Source organism: Bradyrhizobium diversitatis, assembly GCF_016031635.1.
Lineage (GTDB): Bacteria > Pseudomonadota > Alphaproteobacteria > Rhizobiales > Xanthobacteraceae > Bradyrhizobium > Bradyrhizobium diversitatis.
Genome location: NZ_JACEGD010000008.1, coordinates 71,415 through 86,770, shown reverse-complemented (window position 1 = coordinate 86,770; position 15,356 = coordinate 71,415). Strand labels below are relative to the sequence as shown.

The following is a 15,356-nucleotide window of genomic DNA, read 5'->3' as shown; positions in this document are numbered from 1 at the left end:
GACTGATTGCTGGCGTTTCACCCAGATGGTGCGCGGCGCGGCCCGTGCAAGGGTCGCCTCGTCGATCGTCAACGAGAGGCGTCTATCCGCGCCCGGGCGAACGCTGGCCGGTCTTGCGCTGCTGAGTGTAGGCGTCCCAATGGCTCCAGCTGCCGTTGCTGAGGCTCTGCAGGTCGGTTGCGAGCGGACGGCGCGTGCGCTTGTCGTGATCGGCGATCACGCGCTCCGACTGTGCGATCTTGCGCTTGAGTTCCGCGATCGACTTTTGGGTCTGGCCATCCCGCTTCGATGAGGCGATCTCGCCCATCGTGAAGCGCGCGGTCTCCAGCGCCTTCAGCTCGGCGCGGTTCTTCTTCAACTGAACCCGGTGCCAGGCGATGTTGCTGTCGCTGTCCGCAACCATGTGGGAACTCCGCTGATTCGCTCCCACATAGTATCAAGCGCCGAATCGGCGCCGCAACGGGCCCCACGCGGCGAAAATACGGTCTTATCGCGCAGGAATTGCGGGATTACCGCTCGGCGAAGGCCTTTTCGACCACGAACTGGGCCGGCTCGCCGTGATTGCCCTCGGCGAAGCCGCGTTCGCCCAGGAGCACGCGGGTGTCCGCCACCAGAGCCGGGCTGCCGCAGATCATGACGCGGTCATGCGCGGCTTCCAGCACCGGCAGGCCGATATCGGTGAACAGCTTGCCTGACGTGATGAGGTCCGTGATGCGGCCACGGTTGCGGAAGGGATCACGCGTCACGGTCGGATAATAGATCAGCTGATTGCGAATGTATTCGCCGAGCAGTTCGTCCTTCGGCAGATGCTCGGTGATCATCTCGCCATAGGCGAGCTCCTTCACGTGGCGGCAGCCGTGCAGCAGCACCACCTTCTCGAACCGCTCATAGGTTTCGGGATCCTTGATCACGCTCAGGAACGGCGCAAGCCCGGTGCCGGTGCCGATGAGGTAGAGGTTGCGCCCCTCTTCCAGATTGTCGATCACCAGCGTGCCGGTGGCCTTGCGGCTGACGATGATCTCGTCGCCTTCCTTCAAATGCTGGAGCCGCGAGGTCAGCGGGCCGTCCGGGACCTTGATCGAGAAGAACTCCAGCGTGTCCTCGTAGTTGGCGCTGGCGACACTGTAGGCCCGCAGCAGCGGCTTCTCGCCGACCTTGAGCCCGATCATGGTGAATTCGCCGTTGCGGAAGCGGAAGGTCGGGCTGCGGGTGGTCTTGAAGGAGAACAGCGTATCGGTCCAGTGGTGGACGCTCAAAACGCTTTCCTGATTGAAATTGCTCATCTCACCTTCCCTGTCGCGTCAATTGCGGTTCCGAGGCCGGCAGCTATGCGTCGTTTGTACACGATCATTCGTATACTAATGAATAATCCGGCTTGATCCCGCGGTCAAGGCTGCCCAAGATCGGAAGCGTTGCAGTTAGGAATGAGGAGCCCTTCCATGGCGCATGACGCCCCCCAGGCCACCGGACCGTCGAAGCTCGTGATCCGGAATATCGGCCTGATCCTGTCCGGCGCTTTGGAAAAGCCGATCCTGGACGGCGACACCATCGTCGCCGAGAACGGCAAGATCACCGCGATCGGCCGCTTCAAGGACGTCAACACCGAGGGCGCGACCACCATCGTCGATGCCCAGGGCACCACGGTGGCGCCGGGCCTGATCGACAGTCACGTCCACCCCGTCGCCGGCGACTGGACGCCGCGTCAGAACCAGATCAACTGGATCGACAGCTACCTCCATGGCGGCGTCACCACCATGATCTCCGCGGGCGAAGTGCACATGCCCGGCCGCCCCCGCGACGTGGTCGGCCTCAAGGCCATGGCGGTGTTTGCCCAGCGCGCATTCTGGACCTTGCGTCCCGGCGGCGTGAAGGTGCACGCCGGCGCGCCGGTGATCGAATGCGAGATGGTCGAGGAGGATTTCAAGGAGATGGCTGCCAACGGCGTCAAGCTGCTCGGCGAAGTCGGCCTCGGCGGCGTCAAGGACGGCCCGACGGCACGCAAGATGGTCGGCTGGGCCCGCAAATACGGCATCCAGAGCACGATCCACACCGGCGGCCCGTCGATCCCCGGCTCCGGTCTGATCGACAAGGACGTGGTGCTTGAGGCCGACACCGATGTGGTCGGCCATATCAATGGCGGTCACACCGCCCTGCCCGATGATCAGATCCGCTGCATCTGCGAGGGCTGCAAGCGCGGCCTCGAGCTCGTGCACAACGGCAACGAGCGCTCTGCCCTGTTCACGCTGCGCACCGCGCGCGAGATGGGCGATCTGCACCGCGTCATCCTCGGCACCGACGCGCCCGCCGGCTCCGGCGTGCAGCCGCTCGGCATTTTGCGCATGGTCTCGATGCTGTCCTCGCTCGGCGATCTGCCGGCCGAGATTGCGTTCTGCCTTGCCACCGGCAACACCGCGCGGATGCGCCAGCTCGACTGCGGCCTGATCGAGGTCGGCCGTTCCGCCGATTTCGTCATCATGGACAAGGCGCAGCACTCGCCCGGCAAGAACATCCTGGAGAGCGTCCAGCTCGGCGACCTCCCCGGCATCGGCATGACCATCATCGACGGCATCGTGCGAACGCAACGCAGCCGCAACACCCCGCCGGCGGGAAAGGTGCCGGAGGTGGTGGCGAAGTGACGGGATTTGCCGTCATTCCGGGACGCGCGTGAGCCCGCCCCGGAATGAGAGACATTCACCGCAGCTTGTTCAACAGCGCCATCAGCGTCTCGCGCTCCCTCGCGTCGAGCGGCGCCAGCGTCTCGCGCGTGATCGCAAGCGCATTGGGGGCCAGCTTCTCCGCAAGCTGCTGACCTGCACGCGTCAGGCTGACCAGGAGCCGCCGCCCATCGTTGGGATCCTGGCTGGTCTCGGTCAGGCCGCGCGCGGTGAGACGATCAATCACGCCCTTGATGGTGGCGACGTCCATCGCCGTCAGCCGCCCGAGCTGGTTCTGCGAGCACGGCCCGGTCTCGGCCAGTTTCGACAATGCCGCCCATTGTGTCGGCGTCAGATTGGTGCCGATGTCGCGGGCGAAGATCGAGCTGTGGCGCTGCCAGACCTGCCGCAGGATGAAGCCGACCTGCTCGTCGAGCACGTAAGGCGGCCTGTTAAACACTTTGGCCGGTTTGACGCTCTTCTTTGCCGCAACGCTTCTCGCCATCCGTTCGCAGCCCTTCCACTTGCCTCACAACGACAGATGCGCGTCGCGGATATCAGGACGCGCGTCGAGCTCGGCCATGGTGCCGCCGAAGCAGATCCGGCCGCGCTCGATGATGTAGGCGCGATCCGAAATCAGCCGCGCGAAATGCAGGTTCTGCTCGGAGACGACGATGCTGACGCCTTCCTTCTTCATGGTCAGGATGGCATCGACCATCTGCTCCACGATCTTCGGCGACAGGCCCTCCGAAGGCTCGTCGAGCAGCACCAGCGAGGGATTGCCCATCAGCGTGCGCGCGATGGTCAGCATCTGCTGCTCGCCGCCGCTCATGCGGCCGCCGGGACGGTTCTTCATCTCACCCAGATTTGGAAACAGCGCGAACAGTTTCTCGCGCGTCCAGTGCGGCGCGTTCTGGCGCTTCGGCTGGCGGCCGACTTCCAGGTTCTCCTCGACTGTCAGGTCAGTGAAGATGCGCCGCTCCTCCGGAACGTAACCGAGCCCCTCGCGCACGATCTCGTGCGTCGGCTTCGCCGAGACATCCTTGCCCTCGAACATGATGCGGCCGGAGCGCTGCGCGACGAGGCCGACGATCGAGCGGAACGTGGTCGACTTGCCGGCGCCGTTGCGTCCCAGCAGTGCCACCACCTCGCCCTCGCCGACCTCGAAGCCGATGTCGAACAGGATATGCGCCGGTCCATAATGGCTGTTGAGGTCTTGCACCGTGAGCTTCATGCCGATGTTCCCTCGCGGTGGCGGGCATCGTAGACGAGGCCCTCGCCGAGATAGACCGCCTGCACCTGCGGATTGCCGCGCACCTCCGCCGGCGAGCCTTCGGCGATCAACGTCCCGCGATTGAGCACGATGATGCGGTCGGCATGCTCGAACACCACGTCCATGTCGTGCTCGGTGAAAAGCACGCCGATCGACTTCTCCCGCGCGATGCTCGCGGTCAGCCGCATCAGATCGACGCGCTCGCGCGGCGCCATGCCCGCGGTCGGCTCGTCCATCAACAGCAGCTTCGGCTGGTTGGCGAGCGCGACCGCAAGCTCGAGCCGCTTGAGGTCGCCATAGGCGAGCTCGCCGCAGGGACGATCCGCGTAACCGCCCATGCCGACCAGCTCGAGCAGGCGGCCGGCCTCGCCGCGATCGAACTTCGGCGCCGAGCCCCAGAGGTTGTAGAGCTGCTTCTCATGCGAAATCAGCGCGACCTGGACGTTCTCACGCACGGTCATGGTGGCGAAGGTCGCGGTGATCTGGAACGTGCGCCCGACGCCGAGCCGCCAGACCTCACGCGGCTTCCTGCCCGTGATCTCTTCGCCGAGCAGGCGGACATGGCCGCTATCAGGCTTGTTCTGGCCATTGAGCATGTCGAAGCAGGTGCTCTTGCCGGCGCCGTTCGGGCCGATCAGCGCCAGGATCTCGCCCGCGCGCAGCGAGAACGAGACGCCGCGCACCGCATGGATGCCGCCATAGGACTTGGTCAGCCCTTCAACCGCGAGAAGTGGGGGTGCAACGCTCATTCGGCAGACTCGATCGGCTTGGCAAGCAAGGGAGAGCCCGGCGGCGAAGACTTTCGCCGGCGCTGCGCCAGCATCTCGAGCATGCCGACGATCCCCTTCGGGAAGACGACGACGATCAGCATGATGAAGCCGCCGAGCACGAGCTTCGACAGATCGGTCTGGCTGACCAGCCAGATATTCAAGGCCTTGTAGACGATGGCGCCGATCACGGCGCCGGACACCGTCTCGACGCCGCCGAGCAGCACCATGACGAGCGCGTCGACCGACAGCGAGATGCCGAGATTGTCGGGGAACACACTGCCCTTCAGATAGGCGAACAGTGCGCCGCCGATGCCGGCGGTGGTGCCTGCGATCACGAAGGCGGTCCACTGGATGCGCTTGGCATCGATGCCGATGGCTTCGCTGCGCAACAGCGAGTCGCGCGTTGCACGGAGCGCGTAACCGAACGGCGCGAACACCATGGCCCGCAACGCGACGGTCACCAGCGCCGCGACGCCGAGCGCGAGCCAATAGAAATGCGACGGACTGGCCGCCCATTTTTCCGGCCAGATCCCCAATATGCCGTTGTCGCCGCCGGTTACGCTCACCCACTGGAACGCGATCGACCAAACGATCTGCGCGAAGGCGAGCGTCAGCATCGCAAAATAAACGCCGGAGAGCTGCACCGCGAAGAAGCCGAACACGGCGGCGCCCATGCAGCCGAGCAGCGGTCCGAGCAGCAGGCACACGATCATCGGCAGCCCCGCCATCTTGGCGAGGAATGCGACGCCGTAGGCGCCGAGGCCGAAATAGGCGGCATGGCCGAAGGACGCGAGGCCGCCGACCGACATCAGGAAGTGCAGGCTGACAGCGAAGATCACGAAGATCGCGATCTCCGAGCCCACGGTGAGCAGATAATTGCCCGCGAACAGTGGCAGCATCGCTGCGACGACGAACGCAGCAAGCGCCGCCAGCCGTTCGTTCGACGTCAGCGGCCGCCAGGGATTGACGGTGAGGCCAGGCGTCTTGCGCGCGGCCGCCTCCGGCTTGCCGAACAGCCCCCAGGGCCGCACGATCAGCACCGCCGCCATCACCAGGAAGACCAGAATGATGGAGATCTTCGGGAAGATCAGGATGCCGAAGGCATTCAGCTCCGAGACCAGCACGGCCGCGACGAAGGCACCGACGATGCTGCCGAGGCCGCCGATCACGACCACGACGAACACCTCGACGATGATGCGCAGATCCATGGCGTGATGCACGGCATCGCGCGGGATCTGAAGCGCGCCGCCGAGGGCTGCGAGGAAGACGCCGACCGCGAACACCGACGTGAACAGCCATTTCTGATTGACGCCGAGCGCGGCGACCATGTCGCGGTCCTGCGTCGCGGCGCGCACCAGCACGCCCCATCGCGTGCGCTGGAACAGCAGCCAGAGAATGCCGAGCACGACCGGTCCCAGCACGATCAGAAACAGATCATAACTCGGGATGTTCTGGCCGAAGAAATCGATGGCGCCCCTGAAGCCCGGCGCGCGGCGGCCGACGAGATCGTCAGGCCCCCAGATCAGCACCACGAGGTCCTCGACCATCAAGGTCAGGCCGAAGGTCGCGAGCAGCTGGAACAGTTCCGGCGCGTGATAGATGCGGCGGAGCAGCACCATCTCGACGATGACGCCGATGACGGCCACCGCGAGCGCCGCCAGCACGATGCTGCCCCAGAACCCAAACGCACCCGAAAGCCGCTCGGTAAGCGTAAAGGCGATGTAGGCGCCGATCATGTAGAAGGCGCCATGCGCGAAGTTCACGATCCGCGTCACGCCGAAGATGATCGACAGGCCCGAGGCCACCAGGAACAGCGACGCTGCGCTGGCGAGACCGGTCAGAAACTGTACGACATAAAAGGCCATCGGCGGTCCGGGTTAGGTGTGGCATGCCGCGGCATGCGAGGCTTGGTTCACCTCTCCCCGCTTGCGGGGAGAGGTCGAATTGCGCTCGGCGATGCGGAGCATCGTCCGGTGCAATTCGGGTAAGGGGGAGTCTCCGCGAGCACGTCTGTCACCTCCCTCGCGGAGGCTCCCCCTCACCCCAACCCTCTCCCCGCAAGCGGGGAGAGGGAGAAGGACATCAATCCTTCGGGCGCAGCTTCGCGACTTCGGCATCGCTCGGGAGATAGTCCGCGCCCTTTTTGTACGAAGAATCCACCATCACGCCCTTGCCGTCCTTGAGCGCGGTCTTGCCGACATAGGCACCGAGCGTCGATTGGTGGTCGATCTTGCGGAAGGTGATCTCGCCGAATGGCGACGGCATGGACAGCCCTTCCGCCGCGGCAATCAGCTTCTCCGGATCGGTCGAGCCGGCCTTCGCGAGAATGGCGGCGGCCGACTTGATGGTCTGGTAGCCGACGATCGAACCGAGACGCGGATAGTCGTTGTACTTGGCCTGGTAGGCCTTGAGGAACGCGTCATGCTCGGGCGTCTTGATCGAGTACCAGGGATAGCCGGTGACGATCCAGCCCTCCGGCGTCTCGTCCTTGAGCGGGTCGAGATATTCGGGCTCGCCCGTGAGGAACGAGACGACCTCGCGCCCCTTGAACAGGCCGCGGGTGTTGCCTTCGCGCACGAGCTTGACGAGGTCGGCGCCGAAGGTGACGTTGAGGATCGCTTCGGGATTGGCGGCGGCAACCGCCTGCACCACGGGACCTGCGTCGATCTTGCCCTGCGGCGGCCACTGCTCGTCGACCCACTGGATGTCGGGGCGCTTCTCCGACATCAACTTCTTGAACACGGCGACCGCCGACTGGCCGTATTCGTAGTTCGGCGCGATCGTGGCCCAGCGCTTTGCGGGCAGCTTGCTGGCGGCTTCCACCAGCATCGCCGCCTGCATGTAGTTGGAGGGACGCAGGCGGAAAGTGTACTTGTTGCCCTTGGACCAGGTGATGGCGTCCGTGAGCGGCTCGGCCGCGAGGAAGAACACCTTCTTCTGGTTGGCGAAGTCCGAGACCGCAAGGCCGATGTTCGACAGGAACGTGCCTGCGAGCATCGCAACGCCCTCGCTCGAGACGAGCTCGTTGGCCGCGGTCTGCGCGTCGGCCGGCTTGCCGCCATCATCCTTGGAAATGACGACGAGCTTCTTGCCGTTGATGCCGCCGGCCGCATTGATCTCCTCGACCGCAAGCTGCCAGCCCTTGCGATAGGGCTCGGTGAAGGCCGGCAGCAGCGAGTAGCTGTTGATCTCGCCGATCTTGATGTCCTGCGCCAGGGCCGAATGAGCCATGCCGCCCGCCAGAAGCGCAAAGGCCGCGCCCACAAAATAGTTTCTCGCTCGCATCCCAACCTCCAGTTTTGAACTCTCTACGTCTTCAGCGTAATCGTGTCGGGGAAGCTGTGCCCGCCTCCCCGGTTCAAATCCTATCTCAGACCGTCTTCGCCCTTGATCTCCGCGACCGTCAGCCCGCCGACGCGCGGCAGCGGACGGCCGCTGTCGGTGACGGCGACTGCGACCATGATCTCGTTGGCGCGCGGAGCGTCGTTGATCTGTACCTCCATCCCATCGAAATGGCTGCGGACGAAGGCTGCGTCCTTGTGCCCCAGCGGAATGTCGAGCGTCGTGCCGGGACCGCTGCGCTTCTTCGAGGACGGGATGAGCGCCGCACCCTTCGTCAGAACCTTGCGCACCGGCGCTCCCATTTTAGGGTGGAGGATGGCGGCGGCATGCTCAAGCTCGCCGTTCTCGCCGACGGCGGCGGCCTTGCCGTAGCTCTGCGCCTTGGCGCCATCGATGCCGAGCGCGGCCACCGCACGCTTCGACAAGAGCTCACCCAGCTCCTCGCCGATCGCGATCAGCGGCGAAAGATCCTCGACATATTTTCCGGCGAACGGATTCTCGATGACGGCAATCGCAGCCGCACGCCGGGTCGGCGGCGACACCTGCCGGCCCATCTCCATCTGCGTCTCTTCGACGACGGTGACGATCTTGCGAATGATCGCGCTCATGATTGTGTCCTCAGGCTCTTCCCTGTTCAGGCATGAACCGCGTTCTCCAGCTGACGCGGGCGCGCTTCTTGCCGTTCAATATCTTTCGGTCCGATGACAAGCATAACACCACAAAGCTGCAACACGGCACCCTCGATCAGTCCGCGGTCGAACAATTGCCGTGCACGTTCCGCGCCAGATTCGAGTGCGGCGGCGATCTCATCGTGAGACAGCTCGCCGACATCGCGGGTGACGAGGCGCGCGCCCAGATCGCTGTCGGGCTGAAGCTCGTTCGCAGGCTTCCGGATGATGGCGGGATGCCTGGGCAGATCGACGGCATTGGCGATGATCGTCGCCGCCGCATCGGCCTGCGATGCAGTCGCCGCCAGCACCGTCACGGCATCGGCGATGCCGAGTGAAAAGCTGCGGCCGTGGCGTCCGCTGGTCGCGACGCCCCGCACAGGGTCATCTGCATCGATCCTCATCGTCCGCATCACGCCGTCGCGGTCGGGCCGGTCCATCAGGCCGACCGAAAAATGCGCGCCTGCGGCCAGATGAAGCGCGATGTCGCCACCATTATTGACGTAAGCGCGATCGAGCGTCGCAGCGCGCAGCATCGCGCCCAGAATCTCCTCGGCCACGCTGCCCGCAACCGCCGCCATCGGCGTGATGAAGCAATCGGCGGCATAGGGCGCGACAGCGGCGTGCATACGACGCGCGACAGCGCCGGTCAGCGAAGTCCGCGTCGCAGCATCCGCACGCAGTTCAGTCAGTTCCGCGCATAGCTCGTCGAGAAGCCCGGTGAACCTGCGCGCCGCAGCCTCATAGGCCGCGCGCACCTCGTCCGCACGTCCCCTCGCCTCCACGATCAGGTCAATCGGTCCATCCTGCAAATGCAGCCGCCGGCCATCAGACAGCAATGCGATTTGCGGGAGCCTGGTCATGCCCGCGGCCCCGGAATCGGATTTTGCCAGGGCAGCTGGCGGACATCGTCGCCGTTCTGCACCTCGGAGAGCGGCTTCACGTAATCCATGTGGCCGCCGAGCGCGGCATAGTCCGACAGCTTCATCGTGAACTCGATCGGCGCGACCAGCGCCGGCGTCGGCACATAACCGAACGCGCCTGACGGCATCTGCGTCACGTCGACCATGTAGGTGATGCCGCCGCCGGGCCAGACATAGACCGGCGCGCCGCCGCTGGTGACCCGCGTCAGCGCATCCTTCACCGAACGCGTCAGCCGCACCGGATTGTCGGTGACACCGGCACGCAGCGAGCCGCCGGCGCCGGCCATGAACAGCACGGTGCACAGCGCGGGCTCGCAGTTTTCCTGGATACGCTCGACCGAGAATTTCAAGTCGGCCGGCATCTCCGTCTCGACCGGCTTCAAGGCCTCGTCGAGCACGTAGTAGGACGAGTGCTCACCGGTGGTGGAGACCATCAGCATGGAAAGACCGGGCTTGGCTTCCTTGGGATCGAACGGCCCCAGGATCGCCAGCGGATCGGAGATGTTGGTGCCACCCCAGCCCGTGCCGGGATCGGCGACCTGGAAATAGCGGCCCGGCGTCGAGCGCCGCCCCTTCATCTTGATGCCGGTGTCGGCGATGTCGAGCAGCTTGCCAGCCTGATGCTCCGAGAGCACGCCGGTGATGTGGTCATCGACCACGACGACTTCGTCGACCTTGCCGTGCCATTGCTTGGCGAACATGCCGATCGTCGCCGAGCCGCAGCCGACGCGCATGCGCTCTTCTTTCATGCCGTTGACGATCGGCGGCTGCCCGGCCTGCACCACGACGGTGGCGCCGCCGTCGATGGTGAGCTCCACCGCCTTGCAATTGGCGAGGTCCATCAACGTGTCGCAGGTGACGCGGCCCTCCTTCTTGGAGCCGCCGGTGAGATGATGCACGCCGCCGAGCGACAGCATCTGCGAGCCGTATTCGCTGGTGGTGACGTGGCCGACCGCCTCGCCTTGCGCCCGGACCGTCGCAGTCTCCGGACCGAGATAGCGGTCGGTGTCGATCTTCACCTTGATCCCGCAATAGGAGAAGATGCCCTCGGTGACCACGGTCACCATGTCGACGCCGTCGACCTCCGCGGAGACGATGAACGGCGCCGGCTTGTAGTCGGGATAGGTCGTGCCCGCGCCGATCGCGGTCACGAAAGTCGAGGGTTCATGGACGATCTTGCCGTCCCAGTCCTCAGTGCGACTGAAGGGAACGAGCTTGCCGCCATGAGAAACGGTGCGCTCCAGGATCACATGCGGATCGACACGGACGAGCTTGCCGTCGTGATTGGCGTAGCGGTCGCAGGCACCAGCTGCGCCCGGCTTGATGTAGCACATCACCGGACAAGCATCGCAGCGGATCTTGTCGATGACGGCGCTCGTCGTTTCAATCACCATGTCGGAGCCGGCGGCCACTGCGGTTATCATTCGTACACGAACAATGTTGCGCGCGGTCCCCTGGCGCTGTCAAGCGGCGGTGCAGCGCAAAAGATGCGGCTGCCGCATAAAACCTCATTTGCCTATCAGCTCTGTCCACAAAGAAGGCAACCACGCTGCAGTGCGGGATGCACCGCTTGCACGTTTGTGTACAAACGGTATCGTTCGCCACGGTAGAGTTACGCGCGCTTGGGAACGAGGATGACGAAGACACCGATCCGCCTCACCGTGAACGGCAGGATCCACGAAGTCACGGCGGCGCCGGACACGCCGCTGCTCTATGTGCTTCGCAACGAGCTCGCGCTGAACGGCCCGAAATACGGTTGCGGCTTGGGTGAATGCGGCACCTGTACTGTCCTGATCGACGGCGCGGCGGCGCGCTCCTGCGTGATTCCCGTGAGCGGCTGCGCCGGCCGCGACATCGTGACGCTCGAAGGCCTCGGCACCCGCGACAAGCCCGATGTGGTGCAACAGGCCTTCATCGACGAGCAGGCCGCACAATGCGGCTATTGCCTCAACGGCATGATCATGACCACCAAGGCGCTGCTCGCGGTCAATCCGCGGCCGACCGAACAGGAGGCGCTGGCGGCGCTGCGCTACAATCTCTGCCGCTGCGGCACCCACGTCGAGATCCTGCGCGCGGTGATGCGGGCATCCGGCCAGCTCGCCGAGGCCGCGGACTGATGGCCTCCCCTGTTTCGAACGGAGCTGAGCGGCCATCGGGCTCGCTCATCGTCGCCCGCACCGTGGACGAGGTCACATCCGAGACCTTCGTTCGCATCACCGCGGACGGGGCGGTCACGGCCTATAACGGCCATGTCGATCTCGGCACCGGCATCCGCACCGCCCTGGGCCAGATCGTCGCCGAAGAGCTCGACGTCTCCTTTGCGCGCGTCGTGGTCGTGCTCGGCGACACGTCGGTGGTGCCGAACCAGGGCGCGACGATCGCCAGCGAAACCATCCAGATCACCGCCGTGCCCCTGCGCAAGGCCGCGGCGCAGGCGAGGCACTTCCTGATCGCGCGCGCGGCCGAGCGGCTGGAGCTGCCGGCCTCCGAGTTACGGATCGAGGACGGCCTCGTGCGCGGACACGACAACCGCAGCGTCAGCTATGGCGAGCTGATCGGCAGCGAAGAGATCCGGCTCGAGCTTGCCGACGATGTCGCGGTCAAACCCGTCGGCGACTACACGATCGTCGGCCAGTCGACGCCGCGCGTGGATCTGCCCGCCAAGGCCACGGGCGAGCTGACTTTCGTGCACGACATCCGCGTGCCCGGCATGCTGCACGGCCGCGTGGTGCGGCCGCCCTATGCCGGCGTCGATGCCGGACCGTTCGTCGGCACCAGCCTGCTCGCGGTCGATGAATCCTCGGTGCGCGACATTCCCGGCCTGATCGCGGTGGTGCACATCGGCGATTTCGTCGGCGTTGTCGCCGAGCGCGAGGAGAATGCGATCCGCGCGGCAGAGCAGCTTGAGGTGAGCTGGAAACCGACACCAACCCTCATCGACCTTGCCGACGTCGAAACCGCGCTGCGCGCCAATCCGTCGACGCCGCGCACGCTGATCGACAAGGGCGACGTCGATGCGGCGATATCAGGCGCGGCCAGGCCGATGCAGCGCACTTACGTGTGGCCGTATCAGATGCACGCCTCGATCGGCCCGTCCTGTGCCGTCGCCGACTACAGGGACGGCAATATCCGCGTCTGGTCGGGCACGCAGAACCCGCACGTGCTGCGCAGCGATCTTGCGCTCCTGATCGAACGTCCCGAGAGCGAGATCGACGTGATCCGGCTCGAAGCCGCAGGCTGCTACGGCCGCAACTGCGCCGACGACGTCACCGCCGACGCGCTGCTGCTGTCGCGCGCGGTCGGCCGGCCCGTGCGCGTGCAATTGACACGCGAGCAGGAGCACGCCTGGGAGCCCAAAGGCACCGCGCAGCTCATCGACGTCAACGGCGGGCTCGATGCCAACGGCGGCATTGCCGGTTACGACCTCGCAACGCGCTATCCCTCGAACGCCGCGCCAACTCTGGCGCTGCTACTGACCGGCCGCATCTCGCCCGATCCCGCCGTGCTTCAGATGGGCGACCGCACCGCGATCCCGCCCTACGACTACGACCACATGCGCGTCGTTGCCCACGACATGCCCCCGATCGTGCGCGCCTCATGGTTCCGCGGCGTCTCGGCGCTGCCGAACACCTTTGCGCATGAATCCTATATCGACGAAGCCGCGACCGAGGCCGGCGTCGATCCGATCGAATATCGGCTGCGCTATCTCAAGGACCAGCGCGCGATCGACCTGGTCAATGCAGTGGCCGAACGCGCGGGCTGGACGCCGCGGCCGGTCCGCGAAGAGAAAGACGGCGAGATCGTGCACGGGCGCGGCTTTGCCTATGCGCTTTATGTCCACAGCAAGTTTCCCGGCTATGGCGCGGCGTGGTCGGCCTGGGTCGCCGATGTCGCGGTGAACAAGGCGACCGGCGATGTCAGCGTCACGCGCGTTGTCGCGGGCCAGGACTCCGGCCTGATGATCAATCCGGACGGCGTGCGCCACCAGATCCATGGCAACGTCATCCAGTCCACCAGCCGCGCGCTGATGGAGGAAGTGTCGTTCGAACGCGGCGCGGTGGCGGCGCGGGAATGGGGCGCCTATCCCATCATCCCGTTCCCGGACGTGCCCAAGATCGACGTGTTGATGCTGCCGCGTCAGGATCAACCACCGCTCGGCGTCGGCGAATCCGCCTCGGTGCCGAGCGCGGCGGCGATCGCCAATGCGATCTTCGATGCCACCGGCGTGCGCTTTCGCGAGCCTCCGTTCACGCCCGAGCGCATCCTGAAAGGGCTGCACGGCGATGCGGCGGCGACACCACAGGCCCTGCCCGCTCCCGCGGCGTCGCCGCCGGCCCGCATCTGGCAAAACCCGTTCGCAAAGCGCGCCGGCGTCTTCGCGACCATTGCAGCTCTCTGCACTGCTGCAATCGGCGTCGGCGCGGCGCTGCTGCCGGGCCGCGCGATTGCACCCATCGCGCGCCCCGACGCGTCGGTCTATTCCGCGGCGACGATCGCGCGCGGAGAGCAGCTCGCGGCGCTCGGCAATTGCGCGGAGTGCCACACCTCGACCGGCGGCGCGCTCAACGCCGGCGGCCGCGCGCTTGAAACGCCGTTCGGCACGATCTACGCGACCAACATCACGCCCGACGTCGAGACCGGCATCGGCGCCTGGTCCTATCCAGCCTTCGAACGCGCCATGCGTGACGGACTGCATCGCGACGGACGGCAGCTCTATCCGGCCTTTCCCTACACGCATTTCGCCAAGACCAGCGACGCCGACATGCAGGCACTCTACGCCTATCTGATGGCGCAGCCCGCGGTGCGCGCGACGCCGCCGGCGAATGCGCTCGCCTTCCCCTTCAATCTCCGTCCGCTGCTCGCAGGCTGGAATGCGCTGTTCCATGAGAGCCGAGAGTTCAAGCCCGATCCCGCCAAGTCCGAGCTTTGGAATCGCGGCGCCTATTTGGTCGAGGGGCTCGGCCATTGCAGCGGCTGCCATTCGCCGCGCAACGCGCTCGGCGCCGAGCAACGCAATGCCTACCTCGCCGGCGGTTTCGCCGAGGGGTGGGAAGCACCGGCGCTGACCTCGATCTCGCACGCGCCGATCCCGTGGAACGAGGACGAGCTCTACGCCTATTTGCGCACCGGCCATTCGCGCTATCACGGCGTCGCCGCCGGACCGATGGCGCCTGTGGTGAGGGACCTCAAGGCACTTCCCGACCAGGACATCCGCGCAATGGCGGTCTATCTCAACTCGTTCAACGACGCCGCGACCGACCGGCAGGCACAGGAAGCACTCGCGGCAAAGCTCGAGAGCGCAACGCAGGTCACCGTTGCCTCTTCCACCGGCGCGCGGTTGTACCTGGGCGCCTGCGCCGTCTGCCACGAGGTCGGCGGCCTGCCGCTGTTCGGCAGCCGGCCTTCGCTCGCGCTTAACAGCAACCTGCACAGCGCGACCGCGGACAATCTCGTGCAGGTGATCCTGCACGGCATCGCCGAACCGGTCACAAGCGATCTCGGCTACATGCCGGCGTTCAGGAACAGCATGAGCGACGCGCAGGTCGAGGAGCTCGTCACGTTCCTGCGCAGGCAGTTCGCGCCGGACAAGCCAGCCTGGACCGGCGTGCGCGAGACCATCGCGCGGGTGCGCAGCTTCAACCCCTGATGTCATTCCGGGGCGACGCGAAGCGGCGAGTCCAGAATCCATAACCCCGGCTGGTGGTTATGGATTCCGGGCTCCCCTC

At 65.6% G+C, this 15,356-nt stretch carries 13 protein-coding genes; 3 read left to right on the top strand and 10 right to left on the bottom strand.

Annotated features, from left to right (window positions below):
- Positions 1-82: 82 nt before the first annotated feature.
- A complete protein-coding gene (locus H1B27_RS09505; RefSeq protein ID WP_061877674.1) occupies positions 83-403 on the bottom strand; it encodes a hypothetical protein in 321 nt (106 codons plus the stop codon).
- A gap of 106 nt (positions 404-509) precedes the next feature.
- Positions 510-1,283: a ferredoxin--NADP reductase gene (locus tag H1B27_RS09500; protein WP_061877675.1), complete on the bottom strand. Its 774-nt coding sequence runs from the start codon at positions 1,281-1,283 to the stop codon at positions 510-512.
- Positions 1,284-1,439: 156 nt separating this feature from the next.
- Here H1B27_RS09500 and H1B27_RS09495 point away from each other — a divergent pair, with 156 nt between their 5' ends.
- On the top strand, positions 1,440-2,636 hold the full coding sequence (locus H1B27_RS09495; RefSeq protein WP_197965871.1) for an amidohydrolase family protein: 1,197 nt from the start codon (positions 1,440-1,442) through the stop codon (positions 2,634-2,636).
- Between the two features lie 55 nt (positions 2,637-2,691).
- On the opposite strand, the gene H1B27_RS09490 is transcribed toward H1B27_RS09495, so the two are convergent.
- From H1B27_RS09490 to H1B27_RS09455, 8 genes are all read right to left on the bottom strand, one after another.
- Entirely contained in the window at positions 2,692-3,159 is a 468-nt protein-coding gene (locus tag H1B27_RS09490) for a MarR family winged helix-turn-helix transcriptional regulator (RefSeq protein WP_061877677.1), read from the bottom strand.
- A 24-nt stretch (positions 3,160-3,183) separates the two neighbouring features.
- Entirely contained in the window at positions 3,184-3,888 is a 705-nt protein-coding gene (locus H1B27_RS09485; protein WP_197965870.1) for an ABC transporter ATP-binding protein, read from the bottom strand.
- A complete protein-coding gene (locus H1B27_RS09480; RefSeq protein ID WP_061877678.1) occupies positions 3,885-4,676 on the bottom strand; it encodes an ABC transporter ATP-binding protein in 792 nt (263 codons plus the stop codon). Before H1B27_RS09480 ends, H1B27_RS09485 begins: the two co-directional genes overlap by 4 nt.
- Positions 4,673-6,562, bottom strand: a complete 1,890-nt coding sequence (locus H1B27_RS09475) for an ABC transporter permease (protein ID WP_197965869.1) — start codon at positions 6,560-6,562, stop codon at positions 4,673-4,675. The genes H1B27_RS09480 and H1B27_RS09475 overlap by 4 nt, the downstream gene beginning before the upstream one ends.
- A gap of 217 nt (positions 6,563-6,779) precedes the next feature.
- Positions 6,780-7,982 carry an ABC transporter substrate-binding protein gene (locus tag H1B27_RS09470; RefSeq protein ID WP_061877680.1) on the bottom strand — a complete coding sequence of 401 codons (1,203 nt, stop codon included), beginning with the start codon at positions 7,980-7,982 and terminating at the stop codon, positions 6,780-6,782.
- A gap of 80 nt (positions 7,983-8,062) precedes the next feature.
- Positions 8,063-8,647 carry an amino acid synthesis family protein gene (locus tag H1B27_RS09465; RefSeq protein WP_197965868.1) on the bottom strand — a complete coding sequence of 195 codons (585 nt, stop codon included), beginning with the start codon at positions 8,645-8,647 and terminating at the stop codon, positions 8,063-8,065.
- 26 nt (positions 8,648-8,673) lie between these two features.
- Positions 8,674-9,570 (bottom strand): UPF0280 family protein, encoded by an 897-nt coding sequence (locus H1B27_RS09460; RefSeq protein ID WP_197965867.1) that lies wholly within the window; start codon positions 9,568-9,570, stop codon positions 8,674-8,676.
- Positions 9,567-11,024, bottom strand: coding sequence for a 6-hydroxynicotinate reductase (locus H1B27_RS09455; RefSeq protein ID WP_197965969.1), 1,458 nt, complete (start codon positions 11,022-11,024; stop codon positions 9,567-9,569). Before H1B27_RS09455 ends, H1B27_RS09460 begins: the two co-directional genes overlap by 4 nt.
- Before the next feature lie 240 nt (positions 11,025-11,264).
- Here H1B27_RS09455 and H1B27_RS09450 point away from each other — a divergent pair, with 240 nt between their 5' ends.
- Together H1B27_RS09450 and H1B27_RS09445 are read left to right on the top strand one after the other, a co-directional pair.
- Positions 11,265-11,747 carry a (2Fe-2S)-binding protein gene (locus H1B27_RS09450; RefSeq protein WP_061877682.1) on the top strand — a complete coding sequence of 161 codons (483 nt, stop codon included), beginning with the start codon at positions 11,265-11,267 and terminating at the stop codon, positions 11,745-11,747.
- Entirely contained in the window at positions 11,747-15,277 is a 3,531-nt protein-coding gene (locus H1B27_RS09445; protein ID WP_246515318.1) for a molybdopterin cofactor-binding domain-containing protein, read from the top strand. Before H1B27_RS09450 ends, H1B27_RS09445 begins: the two co-directional genes overlap by 1 nt.
- Positions 15,278-15,356: the final 79 nt, after the last annotated feature.

Bases quoted from the DNA above. Each gene is read 5' to 3' on its own strand.
- H1B27_RS09460 (WP_197965867.1), bottom strand. From the start codon at position 9,570: ATGACCAGGCTCCCGCAAATCGCATTGCTGTCTGATGGCCGGCGGCTG.
- H1B27_RS09495 (WP_197965871.1), top strand. From the start codon at position 1,440: ATGGCGCATGACGCCCCCCAGGCCACCGGACCGTCGAAGCTCGTGATC.
- H1B27_RS09445 (WP_246515318.1), top strand. From the start codon at position 11,747: ATGGCCTCCCCTGTTTCGAACGGAGCTGAGCGGCCATCGGGCTCGCTC.
- H1B27_RS09450 (WP_061877682.1), top strand. From the start codon at position 11,265: ATGACGAAGACACCGATCCGCCTCACCGTGAACGGCAGGATCCACGAA.
- H1B27_RS09465 (WP_197965868.1), bottom strand. From the start codon at position 8,647: ATGAGCGCGATCATTCGCAAGATCGTCACCGTCGTCGAAGAGACGCAG.
- H1B27_RS09475 (WP_197965869.1), bottom strand. From the start codon at position 6,562: ATGGCCTTTTATGTCGTACAGTTTCTGACCGGTCTCGCCAGCGCAGCG.
- H1B27_RS09470 (WP_061877680.1), bottom strand. From the start codon at position 7,982: ATGCGAGCGAGAAACTATTTTGTGGGCGCGGCCTTTGCGCTTCTGGCG.
- H1B27_RS09490 (WP_061877677.1), bottom strand. From the start codon at position 3,159: ATGGCGAGAAGCGTTGCGGCAAAGAAGAGCGTCAAACCGGCCAAAGTG.
- H1B27_RS09505 (WP_061877674.1), bottom strand. From the start codon at position 403: ATGGTTGCGGACAGCGACAGCAACATCGCCTGGCACCGGGTTCAGTTG.
- H1B27_RS09480 (WP_061877678.1), bottom strand. From the start codon at position 4,676: ATGAGCGTTGCACCCCCACTTCTCGCGGTTGAAGGGCTGACCAAGTCC.
- H1B27_RS09455 (WP_197965969.1), bottom strand. From the start codon at position 11,024: ATGGTGATTGAAACGACGAGCGCCGTCATCGACAAGATCCGCTGCGAT.
- H1B27_RS09500 (WP_061877675.1), bottom strand. From the start codon at position 1,283: ATGAGCAATTTCAATCAGGAAAGCGTTTTGAGCGTCCACCACTGGACC.
- H1B27_RS09485 (WP_197965870.1), bottom strand. From the start codon at position 3,888: ATGAAGCTCACGGTGCAAGACCTCAACAGCCATTATGGACCGGCGCAT.